Genomic DNA, 23445 nt, shown 5'->3' on the forward strand with positions numbered 1-23445 from the left:
CTTCTCTTCGTTGTGACTTACATCACTTCGGAAGAGGCGGTCATTCTAGCGATTTAATTCTCAGTGTCAAACACTTATTTGGAATTAATTCCTACTTTCTAAAAGTAGAAGCGAATCATCGCTTAAAGCTAGTTGCCTTACTAACATTTCTCGCTGAAGCCTTGTGGCGTCTGCCGTGTCAGTGAGGCGGCATTATAGAGATGCCGCTCATATTGGCAAGCAATAAATGCGTTTTTTATTAAAAAAAGAGGTTAAGCGAAGACATTTCAACCAAGGGCTTATTTATACCACTTTCACCCCAAGTTTCGAACAAATTACCCACAACGACCTGTGGATAACTACTCTCCACTATCAAAAAAGTAAGATAAACGAGCCCTAGGGTTTAGATACTCTCGAACTTGTTCAGGTAATTTGCTTGGATGAACGGCATTAACGATTTTGATCTCTTTAATAAAGAGGTCAATGATCGGAGCTTGGGTTCTTGGCACGCTAGGATCATAGATAAGTACATTTGGATAAAGCATATGTTTAGCGTTAACGGATATCACAATCCCAATAGAATCATTTGAAAGCTGTACTACAGTTCCTGGTGGATAGACTCCCATGAACTTAACTAACAGCCCCAAGTTATCTTGGCTATATAGATGCTTGCAGCTCTTATATAGGTGGGACAGTGCCAAATACGGGATCATTTGTTGAGATTGCGTTTTACCATGGCAAAGGTTATCAAATGCATTAGCCACGGCGACTATCTTGGCAAATTCATCAATCTCATGTTCTTTTAAGCCCTCGGGGTAGCCAGAACCATCATTCATCTCATGATGTTGAGCGATCACCTTTTTAGCACTTTCAGGAAAGTCATCAATTGCCGATACAATATCCGCACCGTATTTAGTATGAAGCTTCAGGTAGTTCTCTTCTGGCACCGTTAGTGCACTCTGCTTTCTTAGTATCGCGACTGGTATTTTGATCTTGCCTACATCGTGAAACAACGCTGCGAATGAGAGGTCTTTCAATTGCTGTGTGTTATAGCCTTTGGCCTTTCCTATCATCAGTGCAACAACCGAAACATTTAGAGTATGAAAGTAAATATCTTCGAAATCTGCTTTAGCATTCATAAGGTGCAAGGTGACGTTATCATCGCTCACTAGAGTTTCAACGATATCATCAACAAGAGCCTTAACCTCCCCTACCGCATCTAAAGGTCTGTTACGGATCTTGGTCATCACAGATCGCATTCGAGCAAGCGAACGTTCAAACTCTCTCTCACAATGACTCACCCTGCGGCGGTAAGAGCTAAGGGTTTCGATACGCTCATGCTTATCTTTCCACATTCTTTCCGTTTCAAGGCTTACCTGTGAATCAATATCGACTTCTTGTTCACCTACGTGATTAACAGGTAAAGGTGAGGTATCACTTTGACTCAGGTTTATATAGACGTGCTTAATCCCAAGATGTCGAATTACTTTTACTTGAGCGTCATCTTTGATTTTAAAGCTGTTGAATAAAAATGGGTGTTCATTCCATTTTACGGGGAGTCGTATATGCAGACCGGGCTGAATGCGATCTACGGTAATCTTTATGCTGCCCATTTTTATATATAATATTGATGATTAATCTCTATTTATAATTCTAATAAAACCAAGCAGCAATTTCACTATCCAATTTCACAGGCTCAACTTAAAGAGTCGCAGTGCACCATCCAGCGTATACCGAATTTATCTTCTACTTTGCCAAATCGAGCCCCCCAAAAAGTATCTGCGAGTGGAGTCATTATCCGCCCTCCCTTCTTGAGCTTTTCAAAGATTTGTTCTTGAGTCGCGCTATCTTCAGTCACAAGAGAGAGAGCGAGATTGTTGCCTTCAAGTTCTTTTGCCTTAACACCATCAGACATCATCAGCTTCATACCAAACGCTTCAAACTCAGCATGCATAACCCAATCAGGTTGAGCGCCCTCGATTACCTGTGGTGCATCACTAAAAAGCTGCTTAGATAAAACCACACCACCAAAGCACTTGTGATAAAAATCCAACGCTTCATTACAACGACCATCAAAAAACAAGTAAGGGGTTACTGTCAGCATATCTATCTCCTCTGTTAGTCCTTTAAACATAGACAATAGAAAAGAGAATGACAGGTAACATCATGATTTAAGATAATTAATTCATTATCAGATCGAATAGCGAAGGGAAATTATGAGATTTAGGAGTGAAACATCAAGATCTGTCTGATTGAAGAGCAACTGCAACGACACGCCGGATTTCAAATTCACATACGTCCAAAACATAGAAAGGTCGCTATAAAAGCGACCTTTCTATGTTTGGTACCGATAGGCGGACTGATTGGACAGGCATTCTTGCCGCCACCGTGAAGGCAATGCTTCCTATACCCCACAACAAAGCCCCGATTTTCATCTAGGCTTTGTCATTTAAATATGGTGCCGGTAGGTGACTTGACTGGGCTTGCATCCAAGCCGACACGCTGGATTTAAAATTCACAAACGCCCAAAACGACGAAAGGTCGCTATAAAAGCGACCTTTCTATGTTTGGTACCGGTAGGCGGACTGATTGGACAGGCATTCCTGCCGCCACCGCGAAGGCAACGCTTCCTATATCCCAGATACAACAAAGCCCCGACTTTCGTCGAGGCTTTGTCATTTAAATATGGTACCGGTAGGCGGACTTGAACCGCCACGCCCGAAGGCAACGGATTTTGAATCCGTCGTGTATACCAATTTCACCATACCGGCATTATCTTGGGGCATTGCCCTTTCGATGTTTGGCATTATACGTATGCGAACTGATGTGGCAAGTATAAAAACTTGAATTCATGTGTGTTTGCCGATAATTTCGCCACTAAGTCATAAGCTGTGCGTCATGTCTCTTTTCAGGCTAAGCCTTAAACTATATTCTGACGCCTCAATTTTTAAAGAAGTAATAACACATGACATCAACAAACACTCTGCCACCAGCAGGAGTCATGCGCCGATTTGGTGCCTTGTTCTACGACGCTCTGATCGTAATCGCTATTGAAATGTTGGCGGCTGGCGTCATTGTCGCTCTACTGCACGCGCTCATGGCTCTCGGCATTTTTAACCACAGCGGTTATGCCGATGTTAGTGACTTCTTAACCAACCATCCGATTTGGAGCCCTGCATATACCTTTTACTTAGTCGCCGTTTGGGTATATTTCTTCGTGTTCTTCTGGACTAGAGCTGGTCAAACTCTCGGCATGAGAGCTTGGAAGCTGCGCGTTCAAAACAAAGATGGCTCAGCGATCACAGTAACTCAGGCGCTGATTCGTTTAGGTACTTCAGGTTTTGGATTGGCAAACCTATGTGTTCCATTCGATCCAAAAAAGCGTGGCTTTCACGATATCTGGGCAAAGACCGAAGTCGTTGTGTTACCACAAGCACGATAATGTGATTTAAGTTAGCTCCAATCAAGATCAAAAAAGGAAGGCGTTATGCCTTCCTTTTTACTATTTACAGTTTCCGCCTCAAGAGCATGATGGCAATTCCAAGGAACACCACGCTCGGGGCTATTGCGCCAAAGGCGGGTGGTATTTGATAAACCAAACTCACTGGGCCAAAGAACTCACTGGATATATAGAAGGTAAAGCCAGCAATAACACCTGACAAAATCCTCGCACCCATGGTCACACTACGCAAAGGACCAAAGATAAACGACAGTGCCATCAACATCATAACCGCGATCGAAATTGGCTGGGTTATCTTTCTCCACAGCGCCAATTCATAGCGTGATGCATCTTGCTCTGACGCCTTCAGATAAGAAACATAATCATACAACCCACTTAACGATAGCTCTTCTGGTTTAACCGTTACTATCGCCAACTTATCTGGAGCTAATGACGTTTCCCAAGAGTAAGTCGGTAAACTTTCTTTAGTAATTTGAAGTTCGTTTTCAAAAGACGTGATCTCTACATCCTTCATCGTCCACACGTTGTCTCCAACGTAATCAACTTCGTCAGAATAAATAGCGGTTTTAAGTGCCTTGTTTTCATCAAAGCGCCACATGTTCATTCCATATAGCTTCTGGTCATCGATTTTGACAATGAAGATGAAGTCATTGGCATCACGAGCCCAGACACCACTTTGCGTCGAAATAATATTACCACCAGCAATCGAGATAGTTCTTAAATCACGAGCCATTTTCTGCGCTTGCGGTGCTCCCCATTGACCAAGCAATGTCACCACGATCATCAGTGGAATAGCTGTTTTAAGTACTGATAGGCCGATATCTAACTTAGAGAAACCAGCTGCCTGCATAACGACAAGCTCAGAACTTGCAGCAAGCATACCAAGCCCTATCAATGCGCCAAGCAATGCAGCCATTGGAAAGAACATTTCGATATCACGAGGGATACTCAATAAAACGAAATACAGCGCTTGTAATAGATCGTATGTACCACGGCCAACTTTTCTTAGCTGTTCTACATATTTGATGATCCCAGAGAGACCAACAAACGTCACCAATACCAGTGACGTCGTTGCGATGATGGTTCTGCCTATATATAAATCGAGAATCTTAAACACGGCTTAAGCCAACCTCTTATTCTTGAATTTTTCTTTCAAACGCCTTACTGGCACGCTATCCATAAAGTTGGCACCAATCGCGACAAATAACAATAACGCATTGATTGGCCACATGCCGATTACCGCAGGAATGCTCCCCTCTTCGATTGAAGACTTGGTTGCACTGATTGCTAAGAAATAGGTGAGATAAATCAGTATTGCTGGGCCGATTTTCGCAAAACGACCTTGTCGAGGGTTTACCGCAGACAGTGGCACGACAAGCATGGTCAACAATGGAATACAAAGTACCAAAGAAATACGCCACTGCAACTCTGCTTTCGCACTATTATTTGAGTTACCAATCAGTTCAAGCGTAGGGATCGCTTCCCAGTCTCGACCTTTCTTCTCAACTTCACGCTGACCAATCAGGCCTTCGTATTCTTCAAAGTGCGTCACCCTGTAGTCGAGGCGAGTCGGAATGCCTTCATGACGAGTACCATCGTACATTACGATCACTTGGCGACCATCACTGAGCTCTTTTACATCACCTGACTTCGAGAACATCACACTTGGCAGTACAGAATCACGCGGACGCATTTGAGCTACGAACACGTTTTCTAACTTATTACCGTCGATATCATCAATAAACACGACAGAAGAGCCATCCGGCGTACCTTCAAACTTACCTTTTGGTAGCAAATCAACGCTGTTCTCTGCAGCTACTTCTTCATACATTTGTTCAACTTTGTCTTGTGACCAAGGAGATAACCAAAATGAGTTAAAGGCTGCAACAGATGCCGTAATTAAAGCGAGGTAAAGCGCAGATTGGATCAGGAATTTATTACCGATACCGGTGGCGTTCATGACCACTATTTCACTTTCAGCGTAAAGGCGGCCAAAAGTAAGCAAAATACCAATATAGATACTGAGTGGAAGCATCAATAGGCCCATCGCTGGCATATTTAAGCCAACAATCGACAATATAAGACTCGCAGGGATATCACCATCAGAGGCATCCGCTAAAACACTGATGAATTTTTGGCTGAGAAACACGAGAAAGAGAACAAAAAAGATCGCAAATTGGCTCTTGATTGTCTCGCGGATCAAATATCTAACAATAATCACGCTCAAATTACCTATACAAAACTTGTTTTTTTGATTGAATCACTATAATTTCCCGTTGAACCTTTTATTTTTTTAAATTTTTAGCTAAGTGTTAGCGTTCTTCTTTAAGGTTAGTTCCATTATAGGATCCAACAAGTAAGAACCCATTATCTAACATTTAGTTCGATTTGTCTTCAGGATGTAGGAGTACGCATGGAGTTCAGTGTAAAAAGTGGCAGCCCAGAGAAACAACGCAGCGCATGTATCGTTGTCGGTGTATTCGAACCGCGCCGCCTTTCTCCAGTCGCCGAGCAATTAGATAAGATTAGCGATGGCTATATTAGTTCACTGCTTCGTCGCGGTGATCTAGAGGGTAAACCTGGCCAGATGCTACTACTGCATCAAGTACCTGGTGTACTTTCAGAACGTGTTCTACTGGTAGGCTGTGGTAAAGAGCGTGAGCTAGGCGAACGTCAATACAAAGAAATCATCCAAAAAACCATCAGCACACTAAACGAAACAGGTTCTATGGAAGCAGTATGTTTCCTTACAGAACTTCACGTTAAAGGTCGCGACACTTACTGGAAAGTTCGTCAAGCTGTAGAAGCAACTAAAGATGGCCTTTACACGTTTGACCAATTCAAGAGTAATAAGCCAGAGACTCGTCGCCCACTACGTAAATTGGTATTCAACGTACCTACACGTCGTGAATTGAGCCTTGGTGAGAAAGCTATTTCTCATGGCCTTGCTATTGCTTCAGGTGTGAAAGCATCGAAAGATCTAGGCAATATGCCACCGAACATCGCAAACCCTGCTTACCTTGCATCTCAAGCTCGTCGCCTAGCTGACGATTATGAAACTGTGAAGACTAAGATCATTGGCGAAGAAGAGATGGAAAAACTGGGTATGACTTCATACCTAGCAGTAGGCCGTGGCTCTAAGAACGAATCGATGATGTCTATCATGGAATACAAAGGCGCTCCGGATCCAGACGCAAAACCTATCGTCCTAGTCGGTAAAGGTCTTACTTTCGATTCAGGCGGTATCTCACTTAAGCCTGGCGAAGGCATGGATGAGATGAAGTACGATATGTGTGGTGCTGCCTCTGTATTCGGTACAATGAAAGCATTGGCGAAACTTAACCTGCCAATCAACGTTGTTGGTATTCTAGCGGGTTGTGAAAATATGCCTGGTAGCAACGCTTATCGCCCTGGTGACATCCTAACTACGATGTCTGGTCAAACCGTTGAAGTATTAAATACTGATGCAGAAGGTCGTTTGGTTTTATGTGATGCTCTAACTTACGTTGAGCGTTTTGAACCTGATTGTGTTGTCGACGTTGCGACACTAACTGGCGCATGTGTTATTGCTCTAGGTCACCACATCAGTGGCGTTCTATCAAACCACAACCCACTATCTCATGAACTTGTTAATGCTTCAGAGCAAGCAAGCGACCGAGCATGGCGTCTACCTATGGCTGACGAATACCATGAGCAGCTAAACAGCCCATTCGCTGATATGGCGAACATCGGCGGCCGTCCTGGCGGCACAATTACTGCTGGTTGCTTCCTGTCTAAATTCACTAAGAAGTACCACTGGGCACACATCGACAGTGCTGGTACGGCGTGGAAGTCAGGCGCAGCGAAAGGCTCGACAGGTCGTCCTGTCTCAATGCTTGTCCAATTCTTATTGAACCGCAGCGGCCAAGAGACTGAAGAGCAATCTTCAAAATAATGAAAAGGGCCTACGGGCCCTTTTTTAATAAGCGCTATTTGTTAGAGTCGATTGACCCAGTAAGATGAATAGCCACGATTTCCAGTTCGAGTATTAAGCATGCAGACAGCTACGTTTTACATAGTGTCATCAGACAGCCCGCAAGCCAGTGAAGAAGGTTTTGCTCACTATGTGCTGTTTCTTGCTCAGCACTTTGCGAAACAAGGCGCTAAACTTTACCTCAACTGTAATGACAAAGAACATGCCGAGCGTATCGCAGAGATTTTCTGGCAAGTTGAACCCAGCGAATTTATTGCGCACAACTTAGTTGGCGAAGGGCCGAAATATTCAACCAACATTGAAATCGGCTACCAAGGTGTAAAACACAATTGGAATCGTCAGCTAGTAATTAATCTGGCCGATAATCATACAACCTTTGCGAACGCCTTTGCTCAGGTGATAGACTTCGTCCCTTGCGAAGAAAAAGCTAAGCAACTCGCTCGAGAAAGGTATAAAATTTACCGTCAAGCTGGATATCAGCTACAAACTATCGAGATTCAACATCCATAGTCAAACCTCATAGTTAAAGCTATCTTTGGATTTAGATTCAAGAAGCTTCACTTATGAAGTTTGACCACGATTAACCATTCACAGTATCCGTTTAAGAGCACTATGGAAAAGACATACAACCCAACATCAATCGAACAAGCTCTGTATAAGACTTGGGAAGAGAAAGGCTACTTTAAGCCACACGGTGACACATCAAAAGAAGCTTACAGCATCATGATCCCGCCACCGAACGTCACTGGCAGCCTACACATGGGTCACGCGTTCCAAGATACGATCATGGATACGCTTATCCGTGCTCAACGTATGAAAGGCAAAAACACGCTTTGGCAAGTGGGTACTGACCACGCTGGTATCGCAACTCAAATGGTTGTTGAGCGTAAGATTGCTGCCGAAGAAGGCAAAACAAAACACGACTACGGCCGTGAAGCTTTCATCGACAAGATCTGGGAATGGAAAGGCGAATCAGGTGGCACGATCACTCAACAACTTCGTCGTCTTGGTGCATCTGTAGATTGGGATCGTGAACGATTCACTATGGATGACGGCCTATCGGCTGCGACTCAAGAAGTGTTTGTTCGTCTATACGAAGAAGACCTAATCTACCGTGGTAAACGTCTAGTAAACTGGGATCCTAAACTGCACACGGCAATCTCGGATCTTGAAGTTGAAAACAAAGACAAAAAAGGTTTCATGTGGCACTTCCGCTACCCGCTAGCGAACGGTGTTAAAACGGCAGATGGTAAAGACTACATCGTTGTTGCGACGACTCGTCCTGAAACCATGCTTGGCGATACTGGTGTTGCTGTTAACCCAGAAGATCCTCGTTACAAAGATCTTATCGGCAAAGAAATCCTACTTCCTGTTGTAAACCGTCTTATCCCTATCGTAGGCGATGAGCACGCAGACATGGAAAAAGGCACGGGTTGTGTGAAGATCACTCCAGCTCATGACTTTAACGATTACGAAGTGGGTAAGCGCAACAACCTACCGATGATCAACATCCTAACGTTCAATGCTGATATCCGTGATGCTGCTGAAGTCTTCACGACTAACGGCGAAGAAAGCGATGTTTACTCAACAGGTATCCCTGCTAAGTACCAAGGTATGGAGCGTTTTGCTGCACGTAAAGCTATCGTTGCTGAATTCGATGAGCTTGGTCTTCTTGAAGAGATCAAAGATCACGACCTGACTGTCCCTTACGGCGACCGTGGTGGCGTGGTTATCGAACCAATGCTGACTGACCAATGGTACGTGCGCACAGCACCTCTTGCAGAACCTGCAGTTAAAGCGGTTGAAGATGGTCAAATCCAATTCGTACCTAAGCAGTACGAAAACATGTACTTCGCGTGGATGCGTGACGTGCAAGACTGGTGTATCTCTCGTCAACTTTGGTGGGGCCACCGTATCCCAGCATGGTACGACAACGATGGTAAAGTTTACGTAGGTCGCACTGAAGAAGAAGTTCGTGAAAAGAACAACCTAGCGCCTGTTGTTGTGCTTAAGCAAGACGACGACGTACTGGATACTTGGTTCTCTTCTGCACTTTGGACGTTCGGCACACAAGGCTGGCCTGAAGATACTGAAGCACTGAAAACATTCCACCCATCTGAAGTACTAGTATCTGGTTTTGATATTATCTTCTTCTGGGTTGCTCGTATGATCATGATGACCATGCACTTCGTGAAAGACGAAGATGGCAAGGCTCAAGTACCTTTCAAAACTGTTTACATGACAGGTCTTATCCGTGATGAAAACGGCGATAAGATGTCTAAGTCGAAAGGTAACGTACTTGACCCAATCGACATGATTGACGGCATCGGCCTTGAAGAGCTAGTAGAGAAGCGTTGTGGCAACATGATGCAACCTAAACTGGCTGCTAAGATCGAAAAGAACACACGTAAAACATTCGAAAACGGTATCGAACCCTACGGTACTGACGCACTGCGTTTCACTCTTGCTGCTATGGCTTCAACTGGCCGTGACATCAACTGGGACATGAAGCGTCTTGAAGGTTACCGTAACTTCTGTAACAAGCTATGGAACGCAAGCCGTTACGTACTGATGAACACAGAAGAGCACGACTGTGGCATGTCACTGTCTGTAGAAGACCGTGCAAACAGGGAATTCTCTCTAGCCGATAAGTGGATTGAGTCTCAGTTTGAAGTTGCAGCGAAAGAGTTTAATGCTCACCTAGACAACTACCGTCTAGACATGGCAGCAAACACGCTTTACGAATTCATCTGGAACCAATTCTGTGACTGGTACTTAGAGCTAACTAAACCTGTTCTTTGGAAAGGTACTGAAGCTCAACAACAAGCGACTCGTTACACGCTTATCACGGTTCTTGAGAAGACTCTGCGTCTTGCTCACCCTGTTCTTCCTTACATCACTGAATCTATCTGGCAGAGCGTTAAGCCGCTAGTAGACGGCGTTAAAGGCGAGACGATCATGACTCAAGCGCTTCCTCAGTTTAATGAAGCTAACTTCAATGCTGAGATCGTTGACGACATCGAATGGGTTAAGACTTTCATCACTGCTATCCGTAACCTACGTGCGGAATACGACATTGCACCAAGCCAAGGCTTAGAAGTAATGATCAAGGTTGCTGATGAGAAAGATGCCGCTCGTATCGAAGCGAACAAGATCGTTCTTACTTCTCTAGCTAAGCTAGACGATATTAAAGTTCTAGCTGATGGTGAAGAGACTCCTGCTTGTGCAACTAAACTGGTTGGCAAATCTGAGTTGATGATCCCAATGGCGGGTCTTATCGACAAAGATGCAGAGCTTGCTCGTCTAGATAAAGAAGTCGCTAAGACTCACGGCGAGATTAAACGTATCGAAGGTAAGCTAGGTAACGAAGGTTTCGTTGCTAAAGCACCAGAAGCAGTTATCGCGAAAGAGCGTGAAAAGCTTGAAGGCTACAAGGAAACTCTTGTTAAGCTTGAAGAGCAAAAAGCGACAATCGCTGCGCTTTAAAACCGAGTGAACGAGAAGGCTTCAAACTTCTCGGTCTAAATAGAAAGGTTGGTCTTGGTGACCAGCCTTTTTTTATGTCCCTGATTCCAATATTCCAATGCTTCTCACTCTAGCCGCACTGATTGATAGGTTTCATCTATCAAATTAATCTCTACTTCCCATTATACTTAATGATAATAATTCTCAATAATAGACCTATCAAAACAACACAACGACTGAGTAATTATCATGAAAAAGACACTAACCTTTGCTGCATTACATTTTACTATCGCATTTAGTGTCGCTTATGTACTAACAGGCGACATCTTAATTGGTAGCTTAATCGCTATGATTGAGCCCTCTGTGAATACTGTTGCCTTCTATTTTCATGAAAAGGCGTGGGCTCAAGTTCCAGCTCTTAAAGCTCGCCAGTGGATGACCAAATTAAAAACAGCAAGCTTTGCTACCATCCACTTTAGTGTTGCCTTTACCGTTGTCTACTTGTTGACTGGAGATGCTTTCATCGGCGGCGTGATGGCTTTGCTAGAGCCAACTTTAAATACCGTTGCTTACTACTTCCACGAGAAAGTCTGGTTACGTAAATCAGGCGACCAAATGGCACAACAACAATTCTGTTTGCACCAACATGCTTAGTCACCATATATTGGGTCACATATTAGTGACCCTTTCATAGGCAGATCATGGAACAAATTGCTGAGTTCACCCTTAGACCCATTACACCGCAAGACAACCCAAGCATCGCACAAATCATTCGCCAAGTTTCGGCTGAGCATGGACTCACAGAAGATAAAGGTTATGGCGTAGCCGACCCAACACTCGATGATATGTACTCTGTCTATAGCCAAGCGAATGCAATGTACTGGGTTATCGAACACAACGGAAAGATCGTCGGAGGCGGTGGCTTTGCCCCTCTAGCAGGTAAACCCAATGTGTGTGAGCTACAAAAGATGTACTTCTTACCGCAAACTCGAGGGCATGGCCTAGCCAAGCGAATTGTCGCTTTGAGCTTAAAGCAAGCCAAGCAACTTGGGTATCAACACATGTATTTAGAAACGACGAAGTGCTTGGGTGCTGCGGTCAAACTCTATGAGAAGCTTGGGTTTGAGCATCTTGAGTCAGCTTGGGGAGAAACAGGCCACGACGCTTGTGAGGTTGTCATGGCCAAGTCGTTATAAGCAGAATGCGCCGCTATAGCGAAAGAAGATAACGCTAAAATATACGGAGTTAACGTAGAAAGTTACTGACGCAAGAAGTTGGGTTCAAGGCAACAAAAGAACTCTCTTCTTGCCCATCAAGTACCACTTCTAATGGGTATAGATACTTGGGGTTAGGATTCTCAATATCAAAAATGATAGGAGCTTCGACCTGGAACACGACGCCAGTATGTTCAGCGCGTACATCAATCGGCATCACGAGAGTCATACCATTAAACTTGATGGATGCCGATACTAACCCCGCCTTTAGCGTTTGATAGATAACATCCACTTTAAACTCACAGCCACCACCGTGGTGCCAGATCTGCTCTGTGACAACTTGCTCTAGCTTGACGTTTCGAACGAACTGCAGGTATGGCGCTTGCCAAATCCCGATGCGTGAATCAGATTTAGCGATAGCCTGTGAAGATACAGAGTCATCCATGTCTTCTTCAAGCAATAGGCTCTCCTCTTCTTCAAGGAAAAGGATCTCGAAACGGTTTCGGCCGGACTGCATATAAGGACGGATATCTTTACGGTATTCAGCTTGGCTACCATCACAATCAAAAACAGCCACACCATTAAGTCGAACTTCAGCAAAATAATCGACTCCAGCCATCACTAACTCAACAAATGGACACGCTAACATAGCGTCATCCACTTCGATGTCGTGCATCAGGTGCCACTCTTGCTCTGCAATTTGACTTTCACTCAAGCTATCAGGGAGCTTTGAGCTTAACGGAGCCGGAAAGGTGATGTCATCTTGTGGGATAGAGAGATCCGTCAGTGGCGAAATTTGCCAAAGACCATCGAGAAGCAACCGCATATCATTCCTTGAGCTAGATCAATTTTGACCGCATTATAATGAATGAATGCATATAAAGACATTTATTTTTCTGAGGGTAAAAAAATGCCAGCTCGAGGCTGGCATTTTTTAAAATTGGGAAAGAATTACTCTTCGCCTTCATCATCTTCGTCTGGGTAGATAGCATCTTCACCTTCGTAGTAAGTGCCCCAACCGTCGTAGATAATGTCAAACTTCTCTGCAAGGTTTACAAGCTTCTCAACTTGCTCATCAATCGCTTCTGCATTCAGAGTACATTGCATCGTTGCATCACAACAAAGTAGCTTATTGCCATCTTCGTCTTCTGTCTCTTCAGCTTCAAGCACTTCAAAGCCCATTTTGAATGCTTCAACAACCGCTTTCTCAAGCACATCGAAATCTTCAGCAAATAGGTGATGCTCGATATCGTATAGAGCTTCAGGATCGCTACCATCTTCAATTAATGCTGTAATGATGTCGCGAGTCTCTTCCTTTTGAAATTCAATTAATTCCGCTACTGATAGATATTCATCTTCGTGAGACATGTGTCTGCTCCAGAGTGTTGACTATGAAAAGATCAAATTTGATTGCCACGAAATATGGCACGGATCGTCCAGAAAAGCCACCCAGATCAGGCCTAGAAAGGTAAGTTTATCGCGAGATCGCAGCGCCAATATCAATTCAAAAGTGAAATCAAAATCACAGAAACAAATTTTCAACATTTTATTAACTGCGCCGTATTTTAGCATTTCGTTTTTGTGGCCACTTTAGGGCTTATTGAATAAAACTTGCGTGATTAGTCACGTTAGGTGCATACGCTAAACCGCTTTGGGGGTGCATAAATCCTCAGCTTGTTATCAAAAAGTGCATAATAGTGAATAAAAAATCACGATTAATAAGCAAAATTCAATTCTAACAAGCCACGAATTGAGCATAGATCCTCAAAAACGTTGTTCCGTTCGATAGCCAGTTAGTTGGAATTTAATCTGTATAAACTTAAAAATAACAGGTTTTATGACCAATTATTACCCAAATACCTTGTATTAACTCAATCTACAAAACTTGCATATTACGGACAAGCTTGTCATAAATAGACGCTGGATTAATAGTAAGGATGCAAAATGAGTAAGCTGTACGTTGGCTCCGAAGTCGGTCAATTGAGACGAGTTCTCCTAAATAGACCTGAAAGAGCACTCACCCACCTCACCCCTTCAAACTGTCATGATCTTCTATTTGATGATGTACTTGCCGTTGAAGCCGCTGGTGAAGAACATGATGCCTTTGCAGAAACGCTGCGCAGCCAAGACGTAGAAGTACTACTGCTGCATGACCTGCTAGTAGAAACGCTTGCCGTATCTCAGGCTCGTGAGTGGTTGCTGAATACTCAAATCTCAGATTTCCGTTATGGGCCGACTTTCGCCCGTGACTTAAGAAACTACCTTGCTCAAATGGATAATGAGCATCTAGCAACGATCTTACTCGGTGGCTTGGCCTACTCTGAGCTTCCTATCAAATCATCATCGATGCTGCCTAAAATGCATCGACCACTCGATTTCGTTATCGAGCCACTGCCTAACCACCTATTTACGCGAGATACTTCTTGCTGGGTTTACGGTGGTGTATCGCTTAACCCAATGATGAAGCCTGCACGTCAACGTGAAACGAACCACCTGCGTGCTATCTACCGCTGGCACCCAGTGTTCGCAGGCCAAGATTTCATTAAGTACTTTGGTGACGAAGACCTTCACTACGACAACGCTAACATTGAAGGCGGTGACGTACTGGTTATCGGTAAAGGTGCGGTACTGGTTGGTATTTCAGAGCGTACGAAACCACAAGGTGTCGAAAACCTAGCGGCTAGCCTATTTAGATCAGGCCAAGCGAGCGAAGTGATTGCGATCGATCTACCAAAACACCGCTCTTGTATGCACCTTGATACGGTGATGACACACATGGATATCGACACGTTCTCTGTCTATCCAGAGATCGTTCGTAAAGACCTCGACACTTGGCGCTTAACGCCAAAAGAAAACGGCGAAATGCGTGTCGAGAAAGCTGAAAACTACCTGTCAGCGATTGAAGGCGCACTAGGCCTTGATCAACTGAAGATCATCACTACCGGCGGTGATAACTACGAAGCTGAGCGTGAACAGTGGAATGACGCTAACAACGTACTGACAGTGAAACCTGGTACCGTGATTGGTTATGAGCGTAATGTTTACACCAATGAGAAATACGACAAAGCGGGTATCGAAGTTCTAACGATTCCTGGCAACGAGCTAGGCCGTGGTCGTGGCGGCGCGCGCTGTATGAGTTGCCCTATCGAAAGAGACGGTATCTAAGTCAAAGAGCTCAGTTAAACAGACTCAATAGTATTATCTAGGCCAGTATTCATTTACTGGCCTTTTTTATCAAATTAATAAAATAAATATTCACAAATATAGCATTTTTATGTTTAACTAAGTTCTTCATTGATTCTATATACGCAAGGAGCGAGAGATGGCCTTTAATCTTCGCAATCGTAACTTTCTAAAACTTCTCGACTTTACTCCTAAAGAGATTCAGTTTTTACTCGACCTGTCTGCTGACCTAAAAAAAGCTAAGTATGCAGGCACTGAGCAGAAGAAACTCAACGGCAAAAACATTGCTTTGATCTTCGAGAAAGCATCAACTCGAACACGATGTGCGTTTGAAGTGGCCGCCTTTGATCAAGGTGCTCAAGTCTCTTACCTTGGCCCTTCTGGTTCTCAGATTGGTCAAAAAGAATCAATGAAAGATACGGCGCGTGTATTGGGACGCATGTACGATGGCATCGAGTATCGTGGCTTTGGTCAGAGTATCGTTGAAGACTTAGGCGCTTATGCGGGCGTGCCGGTTTGGAATGGCTTAACCGATGAGTTCCACCCTACTCAGATCTTGGCTGATTTCCTCACTATGCTTGAGCATGGCCGCGGGAAGCATCTACACCAAATCAGCTTTGCTTATCTAGGCGATGCACGCAATAACATGGGTAACTCTCTGTTAGTCGGAGCCGCGAAGATGGGCATGGATATTCGCCTTGTCGCGCCAAAAGCCTTTTGGCCAGAAGAGCAGCTTGTTGAAGAGTGCCAAACCATTGCGCAAAACACTGGCGCAAAAATCACGTTAACTGAAGACGTTGCTGAAGGCGTGAAAGGTTGTGATTTCCTTTATACCGATGTTTGGGTTTCAATGGGCGAGGCCCCTGAAGCTTGGGACGAACGTGTAGCGGTAATGAGACCATACCAAGTGAATATGGATGTCATTAAGCTCACTGGCAATCCTCAAGTGAAATTCATGCACTGCCTACCCGCTTTCCATAACAATGAAACCGTGATCGGCCAGCAAGTCGCAGATAAGTATGGAATGAACGGTTTAGAAGTTACTGATGAAGTCTTTGAATCGGATTACTCAATTGTGTTTGATGAAGCTGAGAATCGCATGCATACCATCAAAGCGGTAATGGTTGCGACACTGGGTCAATAGCGAATACTGAAAGTAAACAAAAGCTTGATGTAATCGCTTGCGCTCACAAATTGAAAGCGTATAATTCTCGGCAATTTGTCTGAGAGTAATGAAAATGACGCCAAGCAATGTTGTGATAAAACATAATGATATTGTGAAAACACATAGTAATATTGTGAAAACACCAAATATTGCTCGTAAGCTAAGATGCTTACCAGGCCGTCTATTCTGCTTTTCAGCACTTTTTTAAAGCCTCCCATTATGGGGGGCTTTTTTATGGCCAATACATTATTGTGGGGAAGAAGATCATGGCGAACTCGCTCTATCAAAAGCACATCATCTCAATTCCAGAGCTTTCTCGTGAAGAGCTAGAATTAATTGTTCAAACGGCAGGTCAGCTAAAGGCTGAACCAAACCCAGAACTCATCAAGAACAAAGTTGTTGCCAGCTGCTTCTTCGAACCTTCTACACGAACTCGTCTCTCTTTTGAAACTGCGATTCAACGCATCGGTGGTGATGTGATTGGTTTCGACAGTGGTGGTAACACTTCTTTGGCAAAGAAAGGCGAAACGCTAGCGGACTCGGTACAGGTTATCTCTTCATACGTTGACGCTTACGTGATGCGTCACCCTCAAGAAGGCGCAGCGCGTCTGGCTTCTGAGTTCTCAAACGGTGTACCTGTTATTAACGCAGGTGACGGCGCAAACCAACACCCAACACAAACGTTACTAGACCTATTCTCTATCGCTGAGACACAAGGCCGCCTCGACAACCTAAACGTTGCATTCGTTGGTGACCTTAAGTACGGCCGTACGGTTCACTCATTGACTCAAGCACTAGCGAAGTTCGACAACATCTGTTTCTACTTCGTGGCTCCAGAAGCTCTAGCGATGCCAGACTACATTTGCGAAGAGCTTGATGAAGCGGGCATCAAGTACCAACTATTGACGGACATGGAAGATGTGATTCCTGAGCTCGATGTCTTGTACATGACTCGAGTTCAAAAAGAGCGCTTCGATGAGTCAGAATACGCGCACATAAAATCCGCATACATCCTGACCGCTTCGATGCTGGAAAATGCACGCGATAACCTGAAGGTTCTGCACCCTCTTCCTCGCGTTGATGAAATTACTGTCGATGTCGATAAAACACCTTACGCTTACTACTTCCAGCAAGCAGAGAATGGTGTTTACGCCCGTGAAGCATTGCTAGCCCTTGTTCTTAACGAAACGCTGTAGAGGAGAGATATCATGTCTAAAGAGACTCAATTAAAAGTTGAAGCAATCAGAAACGGTACTGTTATCGACCATATCCCAGCCAATATCGGGATCAAGGTGCTAAAACTGTTCGACATGCACAACTCTCATCAGCGCGTGACGATTGGCCTGAATCTACCGTCTTCTGCACTGGGCGGAAAAGACCTGCTCAAGATTGAGAATGTGTTTATCACAGAAGAACAGGCGAGCAAGCTGGCACTTTATGCGCCTCATGCAACAGTGAACCAAATAGAAGATTACGAAGTAGTTAAGAAGCTACCACTAGAACTTCCTGAGCAAATCAACGATGTGTTCGAGTGTCCAAATACTAACTGTATTACTCACAATGAACCGGTTGAAAGCAGCTTTAAGATCTTTGAAAAGAAAGAAGATATTCGATTGAAGTGTAAGTATTGCGAAAAAGTCTTCTCTCGCGAGATCGTGACAGAAAGATAACGTCATACTGCAAAGAAGACCGAATGTAAAAACTATCAAATACCTCGCCTGTGCGGGGTATTTTGCGCTTTACCTATCCAAAGTTTGAAGGCACACTGAAAATTGATTTTTATCTAATAACTGATGGAATAAACCAATGACTAAAGTACTTCACACAGAATCTGCTCCAGCTGCAATCGGCCCATACGTACAAGGCGTTGACCTTGGCAACATGGTACTGACTTCTGGTCAAATCCCAGTAAATCCAGCAACTGGTGAAGTATCTGCTGATATCGCAGAGCAAGCTCGCCAATCTCTAGACAACGTTCAAGCGGTTGTTGAAGCTTCAGGCCTGACTGTAAAAGACATCGTAAAACTAACGGTATTCGTTAAAGACCTAAACGACTTCGGCACAGTAAACGAAGTTTACGGTAAATTCTTCGATGAGCACGGCGTTGCAAACTACCCTGCACGTTCATGTGTTGAAGTAGCTCGTCTGCCAAAAGATGTAGGTATCGAGATCGAAGCTATTGCGGTTCGCAAATAGGTTTTAATCTTTAGATTAAACACCTTCTAATAAACGACTTAGCGTAATACTGGGTGTTTATTAGATACAAAAAAAGGTTGCCCAGTTGGCAACTTTTTTTATTGTTCATCGTTTCGCTTAGATAATTACTTTTTATTAAGCTCAACCACTTCTTTGTCTAACTCTTCAAGTTTCGCAGCCATCTGCTCACGAGCTAAGTTAGCCAGTTGACGAACATTAGACTTGTCGTAGCCTTCAGTGCTGATTGGTGGCAGCATTTCAACAATCACGTGACCATTGTTCCAACGGTTTAGCTTCACGCCACCGGTTGAGCTACACACGATAGGGATGATAGGCAAGCCAGCACCAATCGCAGCATGGAATGCACCTGTTTTGAATGGCAGCAGACCACGGCCACGAGAACGAGTGCCTTCAGGGAACATCCAAACTGAAACATCGCTCTCTTTTAGACTCGTCACGACCTGATCAATCGTACCTACCGCTTTGCTACGGTTAGCACGGTCAATTAGGATGTTACCCGTCAACCAGTAAAGCTGACCAAATAGAGGCATCCACACTAGGCTTTTCTTACCAACAGTTACCACTTTTGGCGTTACCGCTGATGAAATCGTGAATAGATCCCAGCTGTTTTGGTGGTTCGCCACATAAACATGTTGGCCGCGAGAGTAGGCATCTTCTGGGATGCGAAGCTCTAACTTCATGCCGAAGATCTTCGACATGCGACCGAAATAACGGCCAAAGGTAAATACGTGTTTCGGGTTGCGTGGACTTAATAGGCAGTAACCACAACCAAATACAAACATAAGAATCGCAAATATCGCCACTGCGAAAATACGTAATATTGCTATCATTTTGTTCCTCACCGACCGCCAAGTTGATTCATCTATTCGCGCAAAAATGAGCAATAGATTTACTCGCGGTAAATACAACTATAAAAAAGCCGAAACCAAGGTTCCGACTTTTATGTTTTCATCTTACTGATTCATGAATCCACTAACCTAGGTTAGTTCGACTCACTAAATCGTGTAATGTTTGCGCCTAAGGCTGACAATTTATCTTCAATCTTATCGTAACCACGATCGATGTGATAAATACGGTCAACGATGGTTTCACCTTGAGCAATACAGCCAGCAATAACAAGGCTCGCAGATGCGCGAAGGTCCGTTGCCATTACTTGAGCGCCGCTCAGTTTTTCCGTTTCACCACAGATAGCCGTGTTACCTTCGATTTCCGCTTTTGCACCCATTCGCTGTAACTCAGGAATGTGCATAAAACGGTTTTCAAAGATAGTCTCAGTGATAACACCACTGCCCTTCGCCATCATGTTAAGCAGAGTAAACTGTGCTTGCATGTCGGTTGGGAAACCAGGGTGAGGTGCCGTTACGATTTTCACCGCTTTCAGTTCACGACCCGTCATATCAAGACTGATCCAGTCTTCGCCCGTTTCAACCTTCGCACCCGCTTCTTCAAGCTTCGCTAAGGCAGCTTCAAGAAGATGAGCGTTGGTGTTGCGACAAACCACTTTACCGCCAGAAACAGCAGCAGCAACCAGGAAAGTACCTGTTTCAATACGGTCAGCAACCACAGAGTGTTGGCCACCACCAAGACGTTCAACGCCTTCGATAGTAATCGTATCTGTACCTGCGCCAGAAATTTTAGCACCCAGTTTGTTTAGGAAGTCAGCCGTATCAACAATCTCAGGCTCACGCGCTGAGTTATCGAGTACTGTTGTTCCTTCCGCTAGCGTTGCTGCACACATGATAGTAATGGTGGCACCCACACTTACTTTATCCATCACGATGTGCGCGCCTTTCAGACGGCCATCAACACTTGCTTTCACATAACCATCTTCCAACTTAATGGTCGCACCTAGTTGCTCTAGACCGTGGATATGCAGATCAACAGGTCGAGCACCAATTGCACAACCGCCTGGAAGTGACACTTGGCCTTCACCAAAACGAGCGACTAGAGGACCTAAAGCCCAGATAGAAGCACGCATTGTTTTCACTAAATCGTAAGGCGCACAAAATTCATTAATTTCGCTGCCATCAACATGAACACTACCATTACGCGATACTTTTGCGCCTAAACGCTTAAGCAGTTCCATCGTAGTATCGATGTCACGTAGGTGAGGAACGTTACTTACTTCCACTGGCTCTTCAGCAAGAATTGAAGCAAATAAGATAGGTAGCGCTGCATTTTTTGCGCCTGAGATCGTCACTTCACCGCTTAGCGGCTTATCCGATCCAATAACTCGAAACTTTTCCATCATAAACCTTAAAGTGACATCAGTTTCTTATCACGTTCCCACTCTTCCGGCGTGAAAGCCTTAATAGAAAGAGCATGGATGTCATTGCGTTGAATGTATTCCATTAGTGGGCCGTAGATTAGTTGCTGCTTCTTAACTCGATTCATGCCGTCAAAACATGGATCAACCGCAACAACTTCGTAATGACTGCCTTCCCCTTTCACGAAAATTTCCTGAAGGTTCAGTGCTTCTGCTAATAATTCTTGTACTCTTGTGCTGTCCACAAATAGCTCCTGCCTAATTTTTTATGTGTTCTGCCATCATTGGCTGGATATTGCTCAATTGGAACAACGTTCGTAATTGTTCTGGCACGAAACTGAGCATTATATGACAGTTTTGATTTTTTGCATGCTCTAATAAGTGAATTAGCATCACCATTCCTGCTGAATCGACTCGATTTATATGGCTAAGGTCAATTTCAACGCTCGATTCCGTCGTTTGCCACTTTTCCAATATACGCCAGATTGCAGGGACACTGTCTCGGTCTAAATCACCGAACAGTTGATACTCTTTAGAGCTTAGTGCTTGCCATTGAGAATGGCTCATTATTTGTTACTCTCAAAACGAATCGGTTGTGCGGCTAATTTCTCTAGTTCGTCTGCAACTTGTAAGATGCCTTCTTGACGAATCTTAGTATTCCACTCCGATTGCTTGCTCGACAACAAGCTAATACCTTCGGCAACCATATCAAATGCTTTCCACTCGCCAGATTTCTTGTCTTTGCGAAGCTTAAATTCAAGCTTAATGTTTGGTCGCGGCGTATCGATGATGTCGACCTTGATACTGGTAATGCGGCTATCCGCTTTGATTTTTGGTTCTGGACCAAATTCAATCGTCTGATCTGTGTATTGAGTCAGCACTTGGGCATAAGAAGAAACAAGGTATTTACGGAATGAATCGATAAACACGCCCACGTCTTTTCTATCCGCGCCTTTCAAGTTTGGTCCAAGTAACTTAAGAGCTGCATATTGTGCATTCACATAAGGCATCAACTCTTCTTCCACGATGACCTTCAATAACTCTGGATCTTGGTGGATGTTGTCTTGTTCACTCTTCAAACGCTCAAATGCCACTTCGGCAACTTGAGTCATCATCTGGTAAGGCTGAGTACGGTCAATCGATTCTGCAGCAAAGGCTTGGGTAGAAATAAGCAACGCCATTGCCGCCATAAACATTGATTTCAAGTAACCAATAGCTTTTAAATAACTAATAGTTTTCAACATTATCTTATTCCTTAGCTTCGCTGTCATTAGAACCACCAACGCTATACAGCACTTGGCCAATCAAATCTTCTAGTACCAATGCTGACTTAGTGTCTTCAATTGAATCACCATCGACCAACATCTCTTCATCATCAAAAATGAAGCCTGGAACCAGACTAATGTACTGCTCACCAATTAAGCCAGATGTTAAAATTTGAGCACTAGAGGTATCTGGAAATTGTGAGTACTTCCCGTCAATAGACAGTTCAACGACAGGAAGGTAGCTCTCGGTATCAAGCTCAATGCTTTTAACTCGTCCAACAACGACGCCACCCACTTTCACTGGAGAACGAACTTTTAGGCTGCCAATGTTGTCAAAGGTCGCTTTTAGATTGTAAGTATGGTTCGAACCTATGCCTTTTACGTCAGCGACTTGAAAGATCATGATTAAGATTGCGCAAATTCCGGCAATAACAAAGGTGCCGACCCATAATTCTAATTTTCGAGTTTGTTGCATGATTAATTCCCAAACATCAATGCGGTAAGAACAAAATCTAGCCCTAGTACCGCTAGAGAAGAGTGCACTACAGTGCGTGTGGTTGCCTGACTGATACCTTCTGAAGTCGGTACTGCGTCATAACCATTGAAAAGTGCGATCCAAGTTACGGTGATAGCGAAGACCATACATTTGATCATGCTGTTACCAATATCTCGGCCAAGTTCTACTGAAGACTGCATCGCAGACCAGAAACTGCCGTGATCAATGCCTTTCCAATCAACACCAACCAGTTGACCGCCCCAAATACCTACCGCCATAAAAATCATAGCAAGCAATGGCATTGAGATAAGCCCGGCCCAAAGACGTGGTGCAATAATGCGTTTAAGAGGGTCAACGGCCATCATCTCAAGGCTTGAGATCTGCTCTGTTGCCTTCATTAACCCAATCTCTGCCGTGAGTGCTGAACCGGCTCGACCTGCAAATAATAACGCAGTCACCACAGGCCCCAACTCACGCAACAGTGAAAGCGCGACCATTTGACCAAGGTTTCCCTCAGCGCCGTAGTCAATTAACACGACATAGCCCTGCAGGCTGAGCACCATGCCGATAAACAGACCCGAAACTAAAATAATAGCCAATGACTGAACGCCAACGCTATAAAGTTGTTTTACTAATAAGGGGAAGTTTTTTAGTCGCGGGATGCCAAACAAAGCCCCAAATAACATCAGGCTTGCTCGACCAAATGACTCACAGCTCGCAAGTGTACGCTTACCGACACCCGCAATAGTTTTAACAATCATA

The 23445-nt window shown here is 44.2% G+C and carries 24 protein-coding genes and 1 tRNA gene; 11 read left to right on the top strand and 14 right to left on the bottom strand.

What is annotated here, in order from left to right; translation table 11 throughout:
* Nucleotides 1-338: 338 nt before the first annotated feature.
* The 3 genes from BCU07_RS18795 to BCU07_RS18805 all read right to left on the bottom strand — a co-directional run bounded on the left by BCU07_RS18795 (nucleotide 339) and on the right by BCU07_RS18805 (nucleotide 2750).
* Nucleotides 339-1592 (bottom strand): HD-GYP domain-containing protein, encoded by a 1254-nt coding sequence (locus tag BCU07_RS18795; protein ID WP_017063746.1) that lies wholly within the window; start codon nucleotides 1590-1592, stop codon nucleotides 339-341.
* A gap of 83 nt (nucleotides 1593-1675) precedes the next feature.
* A complete protein-coding gene (locus BCU07_RS18800) occupies nucleotides 1676-2083 on the bottom strand; it encodes a VOC family protein (protein WP_017058940.1) in 408 nt (135 codons plus the stop codon).
* Between the two features lie 582 nt (nucleotides 2084-2665).
* Nucleotides 2666-2750 (bottom strand) — tRNA-Leu (locus BCU07_RS18805).
* A gap of 194 nt (nucleotides 2751-2944) precedes the next feature.
* On the opposite strand from BCU07_RS18805, the gene BCU07_RS18810 reads away from it, so the two are divergent.
* Nucleotides 2945-3421 (top strand): RDD family protein, encoded by a 477-nt coding sequence (locus BCU07_RS18810; RefSeq protein ID WP_102427921.1) that lies wholly within the window; start codon nucleotides 2945-2947, stop codon nucleotides 3419-3421.
* 64 nt (nucleotides 3422-3485) lie between these two features.
* Here BCU07_RS18810 and lptG read toward each other — a convergent pair whose 3' ends face one another.
* Both lptG and lptF read right to left on the bottom strand, forming a co-directional pair.
* Nucleotides 3486-4556, bottom strand: coding sequence for an LPS export ABC transporter permease LptG (gene lptG, locus BCU07_RS18815; RefSeq protein WP_017058938.1), 1071 nt, complete (start codon nucleotides 4554-4556; stop codon nucleotides 3486-3488).
* 3 nt (nucleotides 4557-4559) lie between these two features.
* Nucleotides 4560-5660, bottom strand: a complete 1101-nt coding sequence (gene lptF / locus BCU07_RS18820) for an LPS export ABC transporter permease LptF (RefSeq protein WP_017058937.1) — start codon at nucleotides 5658-5660, stop codon at nucleotides 4560-4562.
* Nucleotides 5661-5852: 192 nt separating this feature from the next.
* On the opposite strand from lptF, the gene pepA reads away from it, so the two are divergent.
* The 5 genes from pepA (at nucleotide 5853) to BCU07_RS18845 (ending at nucleotide 12073) form a co-directional block, all read left to right on the top strand.
* Nucleotides 5853-7373, top strand: coding sequence for a leucyl aminopeptidase (pepA, locus tag BCU07_RS18825; RefSeq protein WP_017058936.1), 1521 nt, complete (start codon nucleotides 5853-5855; stop codon nucleotides 7371-7373).
* Nucleotides 7374-7472: 99 nt separating this feature from the next.
* Nucleotides 7473-7922: a DNA polymerase III subunit chi gene (locus tag BCU07_RS18830; RefSeq protein ID WP_017055302.1), complete on the top strand. Its 450-nt coding sequence runs from the start codon at nucleotides 7473-7475 to the stop codon at nucleotides 7920-7922.
* 102 nt (nucleotides 7923-8024) lie between these two features.
* Nucleotides 8025-10898, top strand: coding sequence for a valine--tRNA ligase (locus BCU07_RS18835; RefSeq protein WP_102427920.1), 2874 nt, complete (start codon nucleotides 8025-8027; stop codon nucleotides 10896-10898).
* 228 nt (nucleotides 10899-11126) lie between these two features.
* Nucleotides 11127-11531: a DUF2061 domain-containing protein gene (locus BCU07_RS18840; RefSeq protein ID WP_017058933.1), complete on the top strand. Its 405-nt coding sequence runs from the start codon at nucleotides 11127-11129 to the stop codon at nucleotides 11529-11531.
* A gap of 47 nt (nucleotides 11532-11578) precedes the next feature.
* Complete coding sequence (locus tag BCU07_RS18845) at nucleotides 11579-12073, top strand: GNAT family N-acetyltransferase (protein WP_017066666.1); 495 nt, start codon at nucleotides 11579-11581, stop codon at nucleotides 12071-12073.
* 49 nt (nucleotides 12074-12122) lie between these two features.
* Here the strand turns inward: BCU07_RS18845 and BCU07_RS18850 are convergent, their stop codons facing one another.
* Nucleotides 12123-12917 carry a glycosyl hydrolase 2 galactose-binding domain-containing protein gene (locus tag BCU07_RS18850; protein ID WP_017058931.1) on the bottom strand — a complete coding sequence of 265 codons (795 nt, stop codon included), beginning with the start codon at nucleotides 12915-12917 and terminating at the stop codon, nucleotides 12123-12125.
* 125 nt (nucleotides 12918-13042) lie between these two features.
* Nucleotides 13043-13459, bottom strand: coding sequence for a ribonuclease E inhibitor RraB (gene rraB, locus BCU07_RS18855; protein WP_017058930.1), 417 nt, complete (start codon nucleotides 13457-13459; stop codon nucleotides 13043-13045).
* Nucleotides 13460-14035: 576 nt separating this feature from the next.
* Here rraB and arcA point away from each other — a divergent pair.
* The 5 genes from arcA to BCU07_RS18880 all read left to right on the top strand — a co-directional run bounded on the left by arcA (nucleotide 14036) and on the right by BCU07_RS18880 (nucleotide 18635).
* Nucleotides 14036-15256 carry an arginine deiminase gene (gene arcA, locus BCU07_RS18860; RefSeq protein ID WP_017069412.1) on the top strand — a complete coding sequence of 407 codons (1221 nt, stop codon included), beginning with the start codon at nucleotides 14036-14038 and terminating at the stop codon, nucleotides 15254-15256.
* A 157-nt stretch (nucleotides 15257-15413) separates the two neighbouring features.
* On the top strand, nucleotides 15414-16418 hold the full coding sequence (locus BCU07_RS18865; RefSeq protein ID WP_102427919.1) for an ornithine carbamoyltransferase: 1005 nt from the start codon (nucleotides 15414-15416) through the stop codon (nucleotides 16416-16418).
* 287 nt (nucleotides 16419-16705) lie between these two features.
* Nucleotides 16706-17635, top strand: a complete 930-nt coding sequence (gene pyrB / locus BCU07_RS18870) for an aspartate carbamoyltransferase (protein ID WP_012604860.1) — start codon at nucleotides 16706-16708, stop codon at nucleotides 17633-17635.
* A 12-nt stretch (nucleotides 17636-17647) separates the two neighbouring features.
* A complete protein-coding gene (pyrI, locus tag BCU07_RS18875; RefSeq protein ID WP_017058927.1) occupies nucleotides 17648-18109 on the top strand; it encodes an aspartate carbamoyltransferase regulatory subunit in 462 nt (153 codons plus the stop codon).
* 136 nt (nucleotides 18110-18245) lie between these two features.
* Complete coding sequence (locus tag BCU07_RS18880; RefSeq protein WP_004735319.1) at nucleotides 18246-18635, top strand: RidA family protein; 390 nt, start codon at nucleotides 18246-18248, stop codon at nucleotides 18633-18635.
* 125 nt (nucleotides 18636-18760) lie between these two features.
* On the opposite strand, the gene BCU07_RS18885 is transcribed toward BCU07_RS18880, so the two are convergent.
* The 7 genes from BCU07_RS18885 to mlaE all read right to left on the bottom strand — a co-directional run bounded on the left by BCU07_RS18885 (nucleotide 18761) and on the right by mlaE (nucleotide 23444).
* A complete protein-coding gene (locus BCU07_RS18885) occupies nucleotides 18761-19486 on the bottom strand; it encodes a 1-acylglycerol-3-phosphate O-acyltransferase (protein WP_010435026.1) in 726 nt (241 codons plus the stop codon).
* Nucleotides 19487-19638: 152 nt separating this feature from the next.
* Nucleotides 19639-20904: a UDP-N-acetylglucosamine 1-carboxyvinyltransferase gene (murA, locus tag BCU07_RS18890; RefSeq protein ID WP_017058925.1), complete on the bottom strand. Its 1266-nt coding sequence runs from the start codon at nucleotides 20902-20904 to the stop codon at nucleotides 19639-19641.
* Nucleotides 20905-20912: 8 nt separating this feature from the next.
* Entirely contained in the window at nucleotides 20913-21167 is a 255-nt protein-coding gene (ibaG, locus tag BCU07_RS18895; protein ID WP_102427918.1) for a BolA family iron metabolism protein IbaG, read from the bottom strand.
* Nucleotides 21168-21180: 13 nt separating this feature from the next.
* The gene (locus BCU07_RS18900) at nucleotides 21181-21489 is read right to left on the bottom strand and encodes a lipid asymmetry maintenance protein MlaB (RefSeq protein ID WP_017058923.1); all 309 of its coding nucleotides are present in this window, start codon (nucleotides 21487-21489) and stop codon (nucleotides 21181-21183) included.
* On the bottom strand, nucleotides 21489-22118 hold the full coding sequence (locus tag BCU07_RS18905) for a phospholipid-binding protein MlaC (protein WP_120459707.1): 630 nt from the start codon (nucleotides 22116-22118) through the stop codon (nucleotides 21489-21491). The genes BCU07_RS18900 and BCU07_RS18905 overlap by 1 nt, the downstream gene beginning before the upstream one ends.
* Nucleotides 22119-22170: 52 nt before the next feature.
* Complete coding sequence (gene mlaD, locus BCU07_RS18910) at nucleotides 22171-22662, bottom strand: outer membrane lipid asymmetry maintenance protein MlaD (protein WP_017058921.1); 492 nt, start codon at nucleotides 22660-22662, stop codon at nucleotides 22171-22173.
* A 2-nt stretch (nucleotides 22663-22664) separates the two neighbouring features.
* Nucleotides 22665-23444: a lipid asymmetry maintenance ABC transporter permease subunit MlaE gene (gene mlaE, locus BCU07_RS18915; protein WP_017058920.1), complete on the bottom strand. Its 780-nt coding sequence runs from the start codon at nucleotides 23442-23444 to the stop codon at nucleotides 22665-22667.
* Nucleotide 23445 lies beyond the last annotated feature (1 nt).

Source organism: Vibrio sp. 10N.261.54.E10 (genome assembly GCF_002877735.2).
Taxonomy (GTDB): Bacteria; Pseudomonadota; Gammaproteobacteria; order Enterobacterales; family Vibrionaceae; genus Vibrio; species Vibrio crassostreae_C.